The organism is Psychrosphaera sp. B3R10 (genome assembly GCF_018861025.1).
Classification (GTDB): Bacteria; Pseudomonadota; Gammaproteobacteria; order Enterobacterales; family Alteromonadaceae; genus Psychrosphaera; species Psychrosphaera algicola.
On record NZ_JAHKQH010000026.1, the window covers coordinates 251,831 to 269,480 of the forward strand.

Consider the following 17,650-nt stretch of genomic DNA (forward strand, 5'->3'; position numbering starts at 1 on the left):
TTAAAAGGGATAAATCAAGCGTGCTGTCTTGCTACAAAGTGTATATTGTCCACCAAATTACTGGCCAAGCCATCTATGGTGGCATTAGAACCTCGGTTAAAAAGCTACAGCCCCATGACCTTAAAATAGTGTAATAAAGCACAGTGATGCAAATATGACAGCTAGACTATTTTCACAAAAAAAGAAATCTAAATGGTGATTATTTTGAGTGTAGTATAAATAATCAAAATATTGCCGAAAAAATTAATATTTTCTAAACAAATCATGGGCAACTCATTCAAACCAATAAAATACGTTGGCCGACAGCCAACATATTCAATTACAACTTATTTTGATTAGTGACAAGTTGATTAACCAAAGCTTTGAGCTCTTTGATCTCTGTTTGCAATTCAGTCATAGAAGGCTCATTGCTAACATACAATAGCGCTTGCTCCTTTTCCATGACGCTCACCACGATGCCGATAACCATATTTAAAAATGCAAAGGCGGTAAAAAAGATAAATGTTAGGTAAAAGATCCAGGACATTGGGTACACTTCCATCGTCTCATACTGGATGTCGGTCCAATCTTCAAAGGTCATGATGCGGAACAGAGTTAACATCGAAATAGCAATGTCTCCCCAAAGCTTTGGATTTATGGAATTAAAAACAAAACTACCAATTGCTGCGTAAATATAAAAAATGATAAACATCAACAAGACAACATAGCCCAACTGCGGCAATGCTTTGATTAACGAGTTAATTAATACGCGAAGTTCGGGGACAACTGAAACCATTCTAAGTACCCGAAACACTCGGACCAGACGAGCTAAGAGTGCCATTTCAGAGTCATCAATTGGGATCAGACTTATTGCAACAACCAAAGAATCAAATATATTCCAGCCCTTCTTGAAGAACTGCTTTTTATCATCATCTGCGATAAATCGAATGGTTAATTCAACTAAGAAAAAGACGGTAATAAAAGTATCTAGAATATAAGTAATTGAAATGGCACTTTCTGGCAATTGAAAGGTCTTTGCGCCTATTTCGAGTGCCGAAAGGATAATAACTGCGACAACTACAAGCTCAAAAATTTTATTATTTTTTAATGCGTTAAACTTAGATTTTATAATCTGATACATGTTTTTTAGCTAAAATATGGGTGGTAAAAAGTGATGTGAATTATATCGGACATTGCCCCAAATGTAGAACTGAATTTTTAGACTAATATCATTAGTTCAATTGGAGTCTATTATTAAGGTTCATGCATAAAACGCTTCAGCCTCACACATTATCAACATTAAAGACGTTAGGGTTGCCGCCAACTTATGTCTGCTCTCATCCAAAACACGAAGCGCGACAATAGGCCAACTTTCATACACCTATTTGTGCCTCGTTGATAACGCTAATAAATTTAGTAAAGCTAAAGCAAAAATACTGCATTGCATAAACATAAAATAACGCTTAGAAAAGAGGCAAAAATCAAACGGGAAAATAAATGAATAAGAACAATAATATCTTTATCGCCTTTATCAGTGTCGTTGCCACGATAGGCGGTTTTTTATTTGGATTCGACAGTGGCGTAATTAATGGCACAGTTGACGGTCTTCAGCAGGCCTTTAATTCACAAAGTATTGGCACAGGTTTTAACGTATCGAGTATGCTGTTAGGTTGTGCTATCGGTGCATTTTTTGCTGGCAGATTAGCTGACAAATTTGGTCGTCGTGCTCTACTACTCGTCGCAGCTGTGTTTTTCATCATTAGCGCCTGGGGTTCTGGTATTGCAACTAGCTCTGTCGAGTTTATTGTCTATCGCATCCTCGGAGGTCTCGCTGTTGGCGCCGCATCGGTAATGGCTCCAGCGTATATTAGTGAAATTGCGCCAGCGGAATACCGCGGCAGACTCACCACCATTCAACAAGTTGCAATAATACTAGGCCTGTTCATGGCATTTGTAAGTAACTACTTACTTGCTCAACAAGCAGGTTTATCTACCGAGATTCTATGGCTAGGCTTTGAAGCATGGCGTTGGATGTTCTGGATTGAACTGATCCCAGCGGTCCTATTTTTCGTTATGTTGTTCTTTATCCCTGAAAGCCCTCGATTTTTAGTGGCTAATGGACAATCGGATCTGGCAAAACAGGTATTGTGTAAACTTTATGGCGTTGACGTCGGCACCAAAAAACTAACAGAAATTGAAGCCTCTTTAGATGCTGATCACAAACCTCAACTCGCTGATCTCCTTGATAAGAAAACCCAAAAAATTCGTAAAATTGTTTGGATTGGGATCGGCTTAGCTGTATTCCAACAAATGGTAGGCATTAACGTGGTATTTTATTATGGTGCGGTATTATGGCAGGCTGCAGGATTTGCAGAGTCCGAGGCGTTATTAATTAATATTATTAGCGGTGCAGTTAGTGTCACAGCTTTAGTAATTACTATTTCAGTTATCGACAGAATCGGCCGTAAACCGCTACTCAAGTGGGGTTCAATTGGAATGTCTGTCACCTTAGGTATGTTAGTTATTGCATTTACAAATGCCGATACAGCTTCAAATGGTGACTTAATTCTGGGCGACTGGGGTACATTAGCGCTTGTTTCAGCAAATGCTTATGTTTTCTTCTTTAATATGTCTTGGGGACCGGTGATGTGGGTCATGTTAGGGGAAATGTTCCCGAATCAAATCCGCGGTTCTGGTTTAGCGGTAAGTGGCGTTGCACAATGGGGCTCTAACTTTATTATTACTATGACATTTACTATGTTACTGGGTTCTATCGGACTTGCTGGCGCTTATGGCTTCTATACGATTTGCGCAATCCTGTCAGTATTTTTTGTTATTTACTATGTGTATGAAACAAAAGGGCTTGAGCTCGAAGACATGGCTGGTTAATCGCTAAGACCGTCCATATTGTATGTAAGGTTGTATGGACGGTTATTTAAAAAATAAGCAAACACAAAAAAGCCTAGATTCATTCTAGGCTTTTTATTACGTATTTATCTGAGCAATATAACTCAAACGCTTACCACATTAAGTCGTCTGGGATCACATAGTCTTTGTATGGATCATCTTCATCAACTTCTTCAACGGTATTTTGTGATACAAGTATCGAGTCATCTCGTTGAGCAATCTTTTCAGCTACCACAGAAGGCACAACAGCATAGTCGTCTGCTAATCGAACAATTGACAGCAGACCGTTGGCTAATTGACGTTGAACTTTGTCATCAACATTAAGTTTGCGAACTGCGCTGCCGTCTGTAAAGTTATAAGCTAAACTGCCACCGTGCAAGTTTAATTGATTCATTTCAATTAGCTGTACAATTTGGGCCTGAATCGCTTTCTTTTTAGCTTCTTCTTGGATCTGCTTGTTTAGCTGTTTATCACGCTCTAACTGTTCAGTTCTCTTAGAATCAGTTGCTGCTTTAATGTCACGTTTAAGATCACGATTCTTTTTACTGGCTTTTTTCGCCTTCTTCGCTTTCTTTTCGTTCGTTAAACCCGCTTTTAATAGCTGTTCTTGCAGTGACATCTGAGCCATAACTCTACTTACTTCTCCAATTTTTAATAATGCGCATTATCGTTTTTTCTCGCTAAATTTCAACTAGTACTGATACCTTAATCCAAACCACCCTTGTACCGAATATTCGTCTTCGGGTGAGATCAATGTTGCTAAACCATAGTCGAAAACCAAGTCACTCAGGCCTGTTCCATACATATTGATTTTTTCTTTGCTTCTTAATCCGACAATTTCCATTATGACATAGCTATCGACTACTAGTTCTGAGTAATAAAATTGAGTTCCGCCGGTACGGCTAGACAACGCAAATGTTATCCGCTCAAATTTGTCACCAGAGTCATAACCAAATGGCAACTCTGGTGCAAACTGCCAATGGCTAAACATGTCTTCTGCAATTAGCGTCGATGGCATACCACCGATGGACAACAAATCATAACTACTATCTTTTCGCTCTGCGCTTAAATAGTCAGTGGTAAACAAGATACCTTGATAGTGAGCACCAAGCGACAATTGTAAATCTGTGCCTGTCCAGTCATCTACACCGGCCACTAAATCTCGTTCAGTTTCACCACTTAGCCAATTTATACTAGACGACTGCACAACGCCCCATGATTGTCGGTCAAACCAGAACTGCTGTTTATGACCAAACGACATTGACTTATCAGAGACCACAGCATAACCATCTGGCTCATACTCATTGTGATCGTAACTCGCATTAAATTCACCACTATAAGTTTCAAATAAACGATAAGGGTAATCTGCGCTAAATCCGACACCTGCAAACGTCGTTTTGTCGCCTCTGACACTATGGCCTTGTTCGTTAAAGTCTAAATTAAAATAATGAAAATCTGCTGTCAGATTTATCGGATATTTTCGAAAATTAAGGTAACCACTTACTCCCGCAGCAGTATTACTTAAGGAATCTAAACTCGCATTAAGTTGCCAGTTCAAAATTTGTAACAAGTCACCGCCTTTAACACCAATTTCCAACAAATTAGTGGAGGCACTATTAAATTGCCCGCCTACCGTAAGTGTTTTATCTTGACGCCATAGGCCTTCCGATGAATTGTAATCTAAATGTTCTCCTATTGAATCGTCCTGATTAAACGAGGCTGCAGGCATTTTAATTGGGTATGGGCTAATAGATTCTAGGTATTCCCAATTTTGTTGGTCTGAAATCCCAAATACGCGATGCCAATTTCCTTTAGACGTTTGAAACGAATACAAATTTGGACCTGTTGAACGATATGAAGAAAATAAAATCGTAGTGCCAAGCTTATTTGGTAACTCCATCGGCCAGGCAACCGGGACATGGCCCTGTGTTAATGCAAATAATTTTTGATCTTCAAACTCGTAACGATACATTTTTAATGCTTCGCCCTTACCTGCAACATAATAAAGCGCCTTACCATCTCGAGACCAATTTAAAAACGATAAGAACTGGTATTCGTGTGGCAACGCTACATAACTTGTTTCTTGGGTCGTCAAATTTCTTATTTTAATTCGCCATGGTTGATTTATATTGTGTTCAAGGTAGGCCAGCTGGCTATTGTTTGTCGGGTTCACTCGTGGGAAGTCATACCCGTATTGTAATGACGCGGTTTCAATTTCATTAGCCTGAACCGTGCCACTTAAATTGGTAATATTAAACTGCACCAACGAAGAATAGCCGAACTTATTTAATTCGGCATAAACACGACCACTAGCAATGTCGACATCAAATCGTCTGACATTTAGTCCATCAGTCAGTTGCGTTACATTGCCGGTGGATAATTTCCACTTAAATAAATCTTGGTGTTTAAAATTATTACTGTCCGTTGTACTGGAAACAAACAGCAACGCATCGTCTCCCATCCAACGTGGGTGGCGAATACCATTAAAATTACGCTGCGCAAGGTTAAATTTTTTCTTACGTTTAAAAATAACTGGCGGCGTATCAGCAATGTCTATTGGATCGGCTTCAATTAAATCTTTTTGTGCTTTTTCAAACTTTTCTTTCGCTTTGATATTTTCTTTGGTTTCATAAACCACTAGATTGACTTTAGCGTTTGGTCCCTTTGACTTCTCGACAACAGCTAAAAGTTCACTATTTGGGCTTAATGTTGGTTCTGCTAATTCAAAATCACCATCTAACCAAAGACTGTATTTATCCATGATGTCTTTGTTTTCAAGATTCATCACTTTTTGCGTAAATTCGGCAACAAAACGTTGATATAGAAGCTGAGCGGGTTGATTAAAAACGCCGACAAAGGCTTTTTCAAAGTTTCGTTTTTTGGCGCCTTTCATCCGTGTCCAAACAGCGTCTAATTTTTTCTCACTGTAGTTGGCTTCAATCCAGGCTAAAAATCTACCACCAACTAAGTAAGCCATATTACCGATCCGATATCGACCGCTTGTACTGCTAAGTTCATTATAAGTCGGCCAGCCACCTTCACGTGCAAATTGCTGTAACATCATTTCAACTTGCACATCGTACAATCGGCCACGACCTGTAAGTTTTGACTCCAGCAGGGTCGCATAACCTTCCGCGACCCATCGTTCGGTAATTCCGTTTGTTACATCATAAATATCATAAATAGACGCCACAAAGTTGGTCCATGTGTTACGACTTGGTTGTGCGAGGTGCAACAAATGTGCATATTCATGAAGTGATAAAAGTTGTGGCCAACTTGAAGAATTAGAAATCTGAGAGTCAGATTGTGGTGCTGTTGCAAATAACGCCATAAAAGGCTTATTACTATATGGAATTGCAAAGCCATTCGAGTCATTTAAAGGGTCAAAAACAACCACATTGACGACTTCTGGTAGGGATCTTTTTTGCTGCTGTAATAATACGGTTCGCGACGCTTCCATTTCATGTGCAGCTGCTATAGACCACTCCTCATATTCGGCAGTGTAATGAATCCGAAAATGTTCAGTTTTAAATATTTTCCAGTCCAATTTAGACATAGGGTCTGCAATACCCTGCCCACTCGCTACAATAAACATCAACAATAAAAAGTTAATTAACAATATAATTCGGTTTTTGAACATTTAAAATCCTTGTCGCCTTAACCTCAAATTTAATGATGACATTAAGCCTGCTTTTTTCTTTAATACTGACAATATACTAAATTATAACAAAATGTTTTAGGTGGCGACCAAAACATTGTTATGCTGTAAAAAAAGTTAGGAATTTAAACATGATGGAAGTATTCGACTCCTTAAAAGCAAAGTTTTTTGACAATTTGAGTCAACCTCAAAAAATCTATCTATTTGCATTTCTCCTGCAACTTTTGTTTTTTGCAACTGATGATCTCATTGCATTTTCAACTATTGGCTTTATCGCAATTATCGGTATAGCAATGGAGGTATGGCCTAAATTTGTTGCCGCCTGGAACAATTTGTTAGGCCGATTCATTATCATTATCAGTTATGCAATCGTTGCAAATTTTGCGGTGGCATTTGCTGCACAAAAAGTGAATGAAGTGATTGGTATTGATCCTTCCCCGCTGTTTTATTCTATTGGATTTGCAACCCTACTTATGGCACCAATATGGATGTTGACACTAAGTGCAACGGTTATGGTCTTTTATGTGATTTTTTTGCAATCACTTATTTTATTAAGAATATTTCTCAAAATAATTAGGCTTGATAAGTTGTTTCAATCTAAGGCCCCAAAAAGTAGTTTGTCATTAGCTTTACTTAAATTATTTCTAATTCCAGCCATGCTTACGACTTTAACTTCAGCCATCGAATTTTACAGCGGTGAATTTAAGTCCGCAAACATGCAACAAACCGTAAAAGATATCGGCAAAAGTTCGCCTTATAATAACAGAGTCGATGACAATAATGTTGCTGGTGATAGCAGTACAGAGGCTGATTTATCCAAAAGTAAGGAACAGGAAATAGCGGAAGAAATCCTAGCGGCGACACGCGTCGAAGATAATATTACTGGTATTACAGATGGAAAAGCGACAAATGAGACAGATAAAGAGGTCGACGATGACGAAGAGCTTGATTATGATTTCACCTTTAATCACCTCATCGCCATATTTGTACACAATGTCGAACTATTTAAATTTTCACAGTGCATCAAAACAGATAAAGAACGCGTTTTATCAATAGGCGAATTTGATATTTTAGTCAGTACGCCTGATAAAAATGCGCAATACGGACACAAGTTTACTGTTAGAAATTGCCAATTAAAATCTTTTTAAACGGCTTAATGATAGGGCTTACCTTGTCCACTACACTGTCGTCATAATGACCTAGAGAGCGTATTTACCAATATAAATGCGCTTTTTATAACGCAGACACCCACCGTTGTTTTAAACCTCAAACGCTCCTGCGCCAGATTATAACGTAGACACCCACCGTTGTTTTAAGCTTCAAACGCTCCTGCGCCAGATTATAACGTAGACACCCACCGTTGTTTTAAGCCTCAAACTCTCCTGCGCCAAATTATAACGTAGACACCCACCGTTGTTTTAAGCTTCAAACGCTCATGTGCCAAATTATAACGCAGACACCCACCGTTGTTTTAAGCTTCAAACGCTCCTGCGCCAAATTATAACGCAGACACCCACCGTTGTTTTAAGCTTCAAACGCTCCTGCCCAGATGATTATAACGCAGACACCCACCGTTGTTTTAAGCCTCAAACTCTCCTGCGCCAAATTATTACGCAGACACCCACCGTTGTTTTAAGCTTCAAACGCTCCTGCGCCAGTTTATAACGCAGACACCCACCAAGGTTTAATGCTGAACATCTACCTCTTGCCCATCGGTGAGTCGCTCAGCGCCGCGAATTGCTATTTTGTCGCCTTCGTTTAGTTCATGATCTGAAAGTTTAGGGTAAATTTCAATATATTCATCGTGCCCACTTCCCGTATCGACAGGAATAGTAACGGCTTTATTATTTTCATCAATTTTTACAATATGTATTCCGTTTTTTCTAATAATGAGTGCATCACGATTTATCAACTTCACTAAAGTAGAATCTTGGAATTCAACTCTAACATCAACTAATTCTCCTGAAGCCCATTTAGCAGCATCTGCTCCAAGCAACAACGCTCTAATTTCAAATGTTTGAGAGCGAGTATCTGTTTGTGGAATAATCGATGTTACTTTACCAGTGGTGGCTTTATTAGCTCCGAGAGTTTCACCAATCAAAAATACGTTTTGGTCAATAGCGGCGTGATTTAAGTATTTTATTGGCAAAAATAATCTCACTTCCTGCTTAGTCAGATCTAAAAGGTGAACAAGTTTATCTGCACGGTTTATTTCACTACCTGGTTTTTCAAATCGTGTGCCGACGACGCCTGTAAACGGTGCATAAATTGTCGCACGTTCAATTTGGTTTTCTATTTGTTCTAATTTATTACGAGCAAGATCAATATCAGACTTTGCAAGATCAAGTTTATTTTTAGTTAGGTCAATTTGATATTGTGCTGTGGCATCGGTATTAGCCAATGATTGATAGCGTGCCAGTTCAATTTTTTGAAAATCAACATTTACCTGTGCGCGATCAATAATCAACAATTGCTCTGAACGACTTAACTTTAAAGGTTTCAAGTCAAATTTCGCAACTATATCGCCTTTATGCAATAACATTCCAGGTTCTGCGACATACTCTAATCTACCAGAAATACCAGACGTTAATGTTACATCGCGTTTACCTACTATAGTACCGTGAACATCCACGGTTGCTTGAAAGCTTTTTTCCTGGATATGGTCAACTTTCACTGGCACAGATGCACTCGTTGAAGTAAATGAAGTGGCCATAAAGGCGATGAATAACATGGCATTATAAAAACTTAACTTATTCATTAACTTACCTATTTCCCAATTTTTTGTCATATGTTTGTAAGGTTTGGTTAGCATGTAATTTCGCCTTATAAATTGCTGCAGAAAGCACGACTGGATTAACATCAAGACTAACCATTTACGATTGAATAATCGGTATATCACCGCCTTGTTTTGTCGCTACCAGACTTCCGCGTGGCGTAAGCAACAATAAGCTTGGCATAAGTATTAATGTAAATGCTGCACTAATAGCCATCCCACCTACAATAACGGTAGCTAATCCTCTATATATTTCAGAGCCTACTCCAGGCATTAACATAAGTGGTAACATTCCGAACAAGCTTGTCAACGTGCTCAAATAGACTGGCCTGGAGCGAATTAACACCGCCTTTTTAACAGCATCTCTTATTGGTAACCCTTCCTTCTCTGCAACTCGGGTCTGATCAACCAGTAAAATGGCGTTATTAACCACTAGTCCTAGCAAAATAATAAAGCCAACCATAGTTAATAAATCCAATGACTGAACCGTAAAAATATTTAATATTGCCATTGCAATAATGCCACCAGCGATTGCCATCGGCATAACTAGCAACACCAGCAAACTATCCCCAGCAGACTTAAACAAAGCAGTCATCAGCAAGAACAAAATAAACAACGCCAACGCAAAGTTAATTGCCATGTCTTGAATTGCAGAATTCATTTTTTGCGCATTCCCTCCCAGAATGACACTAGCGTCCCCTTCCAATGTGCTACTAAGTTTTTCGATAACTTGATGAGTCAAGATAACTTGAGCTTCCTGTAAGGACATATCTTCTGGTGGCGTAACTTGAATCGAAACTGTTCGTTTCCCATTGATTCGTCTTAACTGAGAAGGACCAACGGTTCGAGTAATTGTTGCTAATTCACCTATTGTTTGGACACCTGCGTCAGGCGTGAAGATAGGCAAAGTAGCTAGCTCTTCCGGCGAGGACCACGTGTTTGATCTCAGAATAACATTTAGCCTCTCGTTACCATTGAAGTATTCATTAACAAACATCCCACTTGTAAATGCTTGAATCGCCTGCGCTACATCTCGTCTGCTCAATCCTGCCTGTGTGATCCTGCGATCATTAGGTTCAATCCGAAGTTCTGGCTCTGACATATCTAGCGCTGGAAATGGCTGAGCAGTTGCACCAGGCATCGTATCAGAAATCAAAGAAATCCCTGTTTTAGCCACATCAAATAAGTGCTCCAAATCAGAACCGGTTAAGTCAATGCTAATCATCCTTCCGTTACCACCATTTGCAACTTGGATCATTGAGCCTCTAAATAGAAATACTTGTGTATCTGGTAAATCTGCAAATATTTCTTTTCTTGCCACATCCATCAACTCAACAACTTTTGTAGGGTCATCTGAATAAACAAAGCCACCGGCATTTGCCCCAAACACATAAAAGTTAAAATCCTTAATCCTTGGCTGTTTTTCACCTAAATAGTAAGGCATTAATCTTTTTTTGACCCTACTAGCAATCTCTTCTTCCATAAATTCAATATTGCCACCAGGTGGGGTAATTAGACTATAAAAGAATCCATCTGTAGGTGCTCGAGGCATGAAGTCGGTTTTTGGCAATAACAAAAAAACAACAACGACAGATCCTACTAATATGCTAGACACCCACCCTATTTGTTTTAATTTTGTATTAGTTAATTTATCTATTAAATTAGCCAATTTCGTCCAGTAAAGAGCAAACCTATCCTTTTCAGAAAAACCAGAAAATAAATATTGATTAGCTATAGGTATTATTGTTAAAGCACTAATTAGTGATGCAACAACTGCGATTGAAAGCGTGAGAGCCAAATCCGAAAAAAGTTGCCCTTCTATTCCAGCCATAAATAGTATCGGTAAAAAGATTGCAACACTTGTTGATGTTGACGCAAATAACGCCCCAGAAACCTGTGTCGCCCCACGAATTACGGCTTTTTTATTAGAAAGTCCTTCAGACTTTAGCCTAGAAATATTTTCCTGAACGATTATGGCTGCATCTAAAACCAAACCAACTGAAAACGCTAAACCAGCTAGTGATATTACATTTATTGTTCTATCAAATGCGCCCAATGCTAAAAAGGCCATCATCAATGAAACAGGAATTGTCGAAGCAATTACCAAGGTCGGTTTTATCCCTCTAAAAAACAAATACAGGATGCCCAAAGCTAACAAGACACCCAAACCTAAATTGCTCTTGACTAAGTCCAATGCATTTCGAATGTGAACAGAAGCGTCGTAACTTAGCTCTATACTAAGTCCCTCCTTCCCCAAAGCCTCATTATTAAGCTCATCAATTGCTTGGTTTATTCCATCTAAAACCGCGACCGTGTTAGATTCATTAGTACGAGATATCGTAATATAGTAGGCTGGTTTGCCATTACGTAACGTCAATGACTGCCTATCTGTATAGGTTTCACGAACCGTGGCAACGTCTCGCAGGTAAATAGGTCGATTATCACTATATCCAATGCGCATATCGGTCAGATTATCTGGAGAGTATTTTCCAGTGAAACGAACTGTAAATTGTCGGCGCCCTACATTTGCCACTCCGCCTGATACGTCAGTGGCACTAGAAACAGTACTTGCCACCTGTTGGATTGGAATTCCATACGAAGCAAGTTTATGGGGATTAAACTCAATTCGGAGTTCTTTTGGCCGCTGACTTTGCATATTTACCGCAGATACGCCTGGTATTCGAGTTAACCTAGGTTCTACAATGTCATCCAGTACTTTCTGATATTCCGCCATATCATGGCTTACATCACCTGACTGCGGAACAACGAGTAATGACGCTGCCGCGGCCCCTCCACCGCCAGCTCCATTTCCACCGCCGCCAGCAACAACTATAGGCTCCATAGCATCTATCGGCAGAGGTGGGGCTTGATTCAGGCTAGTCAATACATCCAACAATGCTTGTTGCATATCAGCGCCAACTTCAAATGTTAAATTAATTGATCCCCCACCTCTAGATATTTGAGTCGTAACTTCCAACGCTCCAGGTGTGTTTTTTACTGCATTTTCAATAGGCTCGATAATTACGGACTCTATTTCCTCAGGTGCAGCTTGCCTCCAACCTGCAAAAATAGATATTTGTGGTTGCTCTATGGTGGGTGTCAACTGTATTGGAAGCTTGAAAATGGTAATTGCACCAAAAAGCATGATTAAAACAATGATGACCATTACACTGGCCGGATTAGATAGAGAAGTCCGCGTTAAATTCATCTTTGCCCACAAAAGTTACTCAATAATTACTTAATCTTAATCTTAAAATTTGAATTACTAAATAGTGAACTAATTTCAATTCTCCGTATTGAGTTGAATGCGTGTTTATGCGCGTTGATATACAAAATATTAATATTTTGTAACAAATGCCCTGAATATTGGCTCAAGATTTACACCAAATTCATAATATTCTTAGTAGCAGATGTAGATGTAGATGTAGATGTAGATGTAGATGTAGATAATAAAACAGGCGTAGCGTTCAGGCTATATTAAGATGGGCGTCTAGAGGTTTTTGTTCATTCATAAAGTATTTTGCCTGGGTTAAATTAGGTCTCCGTTTATGGTTTTGAAGTTTTGCATATTTTGTAATTGAACTTTCACAGCCAACAGGGCCTCTGAAAAATTCTTCAAATGAATTTGTCAGCTCCAACCATTTAGTATTTTCAAATCCCAATTGCCCTAAAAGTGAATTTTCATGAATAGCTCTTGCTGTTTTATCATTCAATTTATCAATAAAACAATCAGCTGTATTTTGCACTAAATCTATATAAGCTATGGTGTCCAAAGTAAAATCTGAGCTATCGTTTTTACTAAATATTTTCAATTTACTAAAAGTTTTCCCGGTCGATGCCGCATTCAGTTTGTGAAAAATACTTGTATATTTTGAATCACCTAACGTTTTACATACACCAGCGCGCAGAGGGTTCAAATCTATATAAACCATGCAAGCCAAAATAGCAGAATTATCTAAAAGCGCTTGAGATTTAAACCTGCCTTCCCAAAAACGTCCTGTGCAATTATCTTCTCTATTCGCTTTTCTCGCGATCCCCTCATTTAACACACGCATAAACCAACTAATACAGGATAGACGCCCGCGGTAAACTTCTGCTGTGGCTATTACAGCATCCCGCTCGGTTTTCGTTAAACTTTGAGCTCCGTCCTTTGCATATTTTCGGGTCAACACAGTTCCTTTGAAAATTTGATGCCACCGCCATAATACCTCCAGTGTAGTCCAACTTTCAGCCTGATCAGTCTTAACATGCAGTAAGCTATGGGTATGGTTGTGCATAACTGCGTACGCACAAACTTCGATTGCAAATATTTTAGGAAGTTCTAATAACCGTTTTTCAACCCAAATACGCCTATGCTCATAATTAACCCCAGTAGTTTTATCGACACCACATAAATACGCTCGTCGAACACAGCGTGAAATACAGTGATAGTAAGGAGTAGCGATAATTGAAACCTGTTTATGTCGAGCAAGTGCCATTGAGTTCCTTACAGTTTAGTGTGGATGCTCATCCTTGAGCATATTGCTTCCTGCTGTAACAAAGTTGTTCGCCTTGTTATTTTTGCTTCCTGCAAAATTAAATAAGTAAATATTTAACCGATTTGCTTCCTGCGATAACAGAATGATGCATTTTATTACCTGTGTCACCTGTACCTAGGTACAGTTTTTTAAAAAAATATTAGACTGCAACTCGGTTTCGTTAATTTGGAGTTGGTTACCTAATGAAACATTAGTTGGGTGTCTGCTAAGTTTTGCTAATTTTTTTGTTTGAGTGGGTGTCTGCTAAGTTTTATCTGCTAAGTTTTGAGTGAAGTCGTCGAAGAATAGTAATAAAATAGGTCCGTGAGTAAGTTTATAAACTTGATGATTTAACCTATTCCTAAACTGCCTAAACAGATACAAATTCTTATTGTTATCCTTTTATTCAAACTGGTAATCTAAACCCATATAGATTTGAAGAAGTATAAAAATGGAAAATAACAAAATAGACAAAGTTGCTATTGTTGGTGGCACACACGGCAATGAACTTGCCGGGGTATATCTAGTTAACGAATGGTTAAATAATAAGGACTGTGAGAGGAACTCGTTTGATACTAAATTATTACTGGCAAATACCAATGCAATTTCAGCAAACCGCCGATACCAAGACTCAGATTTAAACAGGCAGTTTTCAGCAGAATCACTATCCGATTTTAGTTTAACAAATTATGAACAATCCCGAGCTAAGGCGATAAACTTACAAATTGGACCAAAACACGATCCAAAGTCAGATTTAGTCATTGATTTACACAACACAACGTCAAATATGGGTCCAACGTTATTGGTACCGCAAAAAGGTCGATTTTACGATCTTTTGTCGCTGTATTTAAAAAGTGTTATGCCCGAAGTTATTATTTTTCTCGACGAAGATCACAAAGATAATGATGAACACCATTTGTTATGTACTGTTGGACGCTATGGTGTAATTGTCGAGGTAGGTCCTGTGCCACAGGGCGTTTTAAAACACGAAGTTAACGACCAAATGGCCAGAATGACTCAACATATTTTAGATTTTGTCGAGCATTATAATAATGACAGCTTACCAACGTTACCGGCAAGTATTGAAGCATTTCGCTATTTAAAAAGTATTAAGTTACCGCTAAATTCAAAAGGTGAAAGAATCGGAATGGTACATAAACATGTTGAGGGCGGGGATTTTAAGGAATTAAAGCCTGGAGATCCCCTATTTGTCTTATTTGACGGTTCCGTCAAATATTTTGATGAAGCCGTATCGATGTATCCGACGTTCATCAACGAAGCAGCTTATTATGACAATAATTTGGCGATGAGTTTATGTGAAAAAGTTGAGATTACAAATTCATAAAATTTAGTGAGAAAGCTTCAATATAGCTATTGAAGCTTTCTAATAATATTCGACCTTCTTAATTTTTCGCGGTCGGGTTTCAATTCGATATAAGTCATAAACCAGTGACATATCTAACTCTAATTCAGTTGCATAAGTATCGCCAACTGCATAGGCTTTAATCACTTTTGCACCTCTAATAACACCTTCAACTCTTGAACGCGCTTTATCATCAGAAGATACTAAATTTTTCATACTTGTTTGCCCTTGAACTTGATGACCATATACCTGCTCTGCTAGTTCACGATAGGCATCAAGCTTTGACGCTCTCATAGCCATAATGTTTTTGATCTGTTCATTATCACCCGGTTGAGCACTTATCGGAGCGTAGCCTATAGATCGTAAAACAGGAAAATGATCTGGTTTTTCGTACTCCCAAACAACATGTTTGTCTAAAAAGTTCGAACAGGACGCAATAAAACACACCGTTAAACTCATTAACATTGCTCGTATAAACTTCATTATTCGACTCCTACTGAAATATAAAGGCAGTTCCAATATAAACTGATGGCTCTCAATTTCTTAAACTTCTCATTTAGTGTCCTTACCATATACAATATTTAAGCCAAAAATGTAGTCGTTATAGAGTGAAGGCAATTTATTTTGAGCAAGTGGTCTAGTTATTGCTAATTTAAACCCTAAACGCTGACATCTATTGAATAAAATCGATTAAGTGACATTTTTTTGTCACTTAAAATAACCTGGTACTTTTTATGAAGCTATTTACTCGTCTAGTATTACTGATGTTTACACTACCATTTTTTGCCCATTCTGAATGGTATGAGGCCACTGGACAGGCAAAAGTGCGCCATGGCGACGTACGAAGCGCAAAAAACCGAGCTGTTCAAGACGCTTTAAAGCAAGCTATGTTATTTTCAGGCGCTAATGTTTCAAGTATTCAAAAAATGTCTCACGGCCTATTAATAGATGATCAAGTTAGCATTAATTCTGTCGGCGCTGTCAATTCTGTTGAAATTGTAGAAGAACGGCAAAGAGGTTCATTTATAAGCGTCACTATTCGCGCCGACATATTTCCTTCCGACCGCGAATGTTATGCATCAGAATTTGGCAAAAAAATCGCTATTACACAATTTCCAATTCAACACTGGCAAGATGCAAAAGTTGGCGAAATTTATGGATTAGAAAAAGAAGTTCCTAGGCAACTAATGAAAATGTTTCAAGCCGGTGCGAATACCATTTACCCAATTGCTTGGTTTGATAAAAAGCTAAATATAAATGCCGAATTTGAACAACAAGGTAAAGTGAGATATCAGCTAATCGATGCTGTAGCACAAAACGCAAATGCCCAATTTGTGATGTTCGGTCGCATTAGTGACATTTCCTTTGGCGATAAAACCAATTCTTTTAGTTTTTGGGAAGACGATCAGTTTGAACGTTACTTTACGATGGAGTTGATCATTGCTAACGCACTTACGCACGAAATTTTATACCAAAACAGATTCCATACGGCTGCCGACTGGACATTCGATCATAAAATGTCTGTAAACATTAGTAGTACTCAATTTTGGAACTCAGAATACGGTCACGCCATCAAAAGACTCTTAACTGAAATAAGAGATGATATCCATAGCAATTTAAATTGCCAAAAACTGCAAAGCAAAATATCTGGAATCAAGGATGGTGAGCAAATACAGATCAACATCGGTGCAGGTCAAGGCGTTGCTATAGGTCAAGAATATCGAGTCTCTTATCGTTCTGACACGATAGATGATTTGGGTAATCTATTAACCAATATCGTCATTAGTCCTTATAAAGTAAGAATTGTAAAAGTATACGAAAATTCAGCAATTGCTGAGTCTACAGACACCGACTTTATGAGTAATGTACAAATAAACGACATTATTGAATTGCAATCTTGGGATACAGACTGGTAAACGCTTAAATTAATTACTTTTTCATTAAAATTGTTTGTTTTATCAGAAATTACGATTAAGGTTATAATCAGTTAGGATGATAAATTAAGTTTGGAGTGTTTAATGGCTATAGATGGTATTTCCCAAATTGATGGATTTGATACTGGACTGGGAATAAAAAATTGCATGGATGATGAGTCGCTATATTTGTCTATTGTGGGAATGTACGTGACTCAATTGAAGCAAAATGTAATTGACCTTCAAGCACAATTCGATCTTTCAGACTGGGAAAGTTATGGAAAAACGTGCCATTCTATAAAAGGAGCCTCTGCCAGTGTTGGTGCTGTGAAAATTCAGCAAGAATCGTCAGTTTTAGAAGCAGCAGGAAAAAACTCAGACGAATTAACTATTTCAGATCTACATAGCGAATTTTTACAACTATTATCAACCACATACGAAGCACTCGAATCTTTGTAAAACGTTTAGTTACTCTCAGGGGACTGACTAGAAATACATTCCCCTTTGACTGAGCAATTTCAGCCCCTTCAATTTTTTTGT

Annotated in this window: 12 protein-coding genes; 5 read left to right on the forward strand and 7 right to left on the reverse strand. The window is 38.4% G+C overall.

Going from position 1 to position 17,650, the window contains the following annotated elements:
* Positions 1 to 319: 319 nt before the first annotated feature.
* Positions 320 to 1,120 carry an ion transporter gene (locus KO525_RS10550; protein ID WP_215963767.1) on the reverse strand — a complete coding sequence of 267 codons (801 nt, stop codon included), beginning with the start codon at positions 1,118 to 1,120 and terminating at the stop codon, positions 320 to 322.
* Positions 1,121 to 1,476: 356 nt separating this feature from the next.
* Here KO525_RS10550 and KO525_RS10555 point away from each other — a divergent pair, with 356 nt between their 5' ends.
* Positions 1,477 to 2,868 carry a sugar porter family MFS transporter gene (locus KO525_RS10555; protein ID WP_215963768.1) on the forward strand — a complete coding sequence of 464 codons (1,392 nt, stop codon included), beginning with the start codon at positions 1,477 to 1,479 and terminating at the stop codon, positions 2,866 to 2,868.
* Positions 2,869 to 2,998: 130 nt separating this feature from the next.
* Here the strand turns inward: KO525_RS10555 and KO525_RS10560 are convergent, their stop codons facing one another.
* Together KO525_RS10560 and KO525_RS10565 are read right to left on the reverse strand one after the other, a co-directional pair.
* Positions 2,999 to 3,514: a DUF2058 domain-containing protein gene (locus KO525_RS10560; RefSeq protein ID WP_215963769.1), complete on the reverse strand. Its 516-nt coding sequence runs from the start codon at positions 3,512 to 3,514 to the stop codon at positions 2,999 to 3,001.
* 63 nt (positions 3,515 to 3,577) lie between these two features.
* Positions 3,578 to 6,526, reverse strand: a complete 2,949-nt coding sequence (locus KO525_RS10565) for a hypothetical protein (RefSeq protein WP_215963770.1) — start codon at positions 6,524 to 6,526, stop codon at positions 3,578 to 3,580.
* 149 nt (positions 6,527 to 6,675) lie between these two features.
* Here KO525_RS10565 and KO525_RS10570 point away from each other — a divergent pair, with 149 nt between their 5' ends.
* The gene (locus tag KO525_RS10570) at positions 6,676 to 7,692 is read left to right on the forward strand and encodes a hypothetical protein (protein ID WP_215963771.1); all 1,017 of its coding nucleotides are present in this window, start codon (positions 6,676 to 6,678) and stop codon (positions 7,690 to 7,692) included.
* Positions 7,693 to 8,228: 536 nt separating this feature from the next.
* Here the strand turns inward: KO525_RS10570 and KO525_RS10575 are convergent.
* The 3 genes from KO525_RS10575 to KO525_RS10585 form a co-directional block, all read right to left on the reverse strand.
* Positions 8,229 to 9,302: an efflux RND transporter periplasmic adaptor subunit gene (locus tag KO525_RS10575; RefSeq protein WP_215963772.1), complete on the reverse strand. Its 1,074-nt coding sequence runs from the start codon at positions 9,300 to 9,302 to the stop codon at positions 8,229 to 8,231.
* A 115-nt stretch (positions 9,303 to 9,417) separates the two neighbouring features.
* Complete coding sequence (locus KO525_RS10580) at positions 9,418 to 12,525, reverse strand: efflux RND transporter permease subunit (RefSeq protein ID WP_215963773.1); 3,108 nt, start codon at positions 12,523 to 12,525, stop codon at positions 9,418 to 9,420.
* Between the two features lie 259 nt (positions 12,526 to 12,784).
* Positions 12,785 to 13,795: a transposase gene (locus tag KO525_RS10585; protein WP_215963774.1), complete on the reverse strand. Its 1,011-nt coding sequence runs from the start codon at positions 13,793 to 13,795 to the stop codon at positions 12,785 to 12,787.
* Positions 13,796 to 14,285: 490 nt separating this feature from the next.
* Here KO525_RS10585 and KO525_RS10590 point away from each other — a divergent pair, with 490 nt between their 5' ends.
* Positions 14,286 to 15,179, forward strand: a complete 894-nt coding sequence (locus tag KO525_RS10590; protein WP_215963775.1) for an aspartoacylase — start codon at positions 14,286 to 14,288, stop codon at positions 15,177 to 15,179.
* A 39-nt stretch (positions 15,180 to 15,218) separates the two neighbouring features.
* Here the strand turns inward: KO525_RS10590 and KO525_RS10595 are convergent, their stop codons facing one another.
* The gene (locus tag KO525_RS10595; protein WP_215963776.1) at positions 15,219 to 15,680 is read right to left on the reverse strand and encodes an LPP20 family lipoprotein; all 462 of its coding nucleotides are present in this window, start codon (positions 15,678 to 15,680) and stop codon (positions 15,219 to 15,221) included.
* Positions 15,681 to 15,931: 251 nt separating this feature from the next.
* Here KO525_RS10595 and KO525_RS10600 point away from each other — a divergent pair, with 251 nt between their 5' ends.
* The gene (locus KO525_RS10600; RefSeq protein ID WP_215963777.1) at positions 15,932 to 17,113 is read left to right on the forward strand and encodes a flagellar assembly protein T N-terminal domain-containing protein; all 1,182 of its coding nucleotides are present in this window, start codon (positions 15,932 to 15,934) and stop codon (positions 17,111 to 17,113) included.
* A gap of 102 nt (positions 17,114 to 17,215) precedes the next feature.
* Complete coding sequence (locus KO525_RS10605) at positions 17,216 to 17,569, forward strand: Hpt domain-containing protein (RefSeq protein ID WP_215963778.1); 354 nt, start codon at positions 17,216 to 17,218, stop codon at positions 17,567 to 17,569.
* The last annotated feature ends 81 nt before the right edge of the window (positions 17,570 to 17,650 follow it).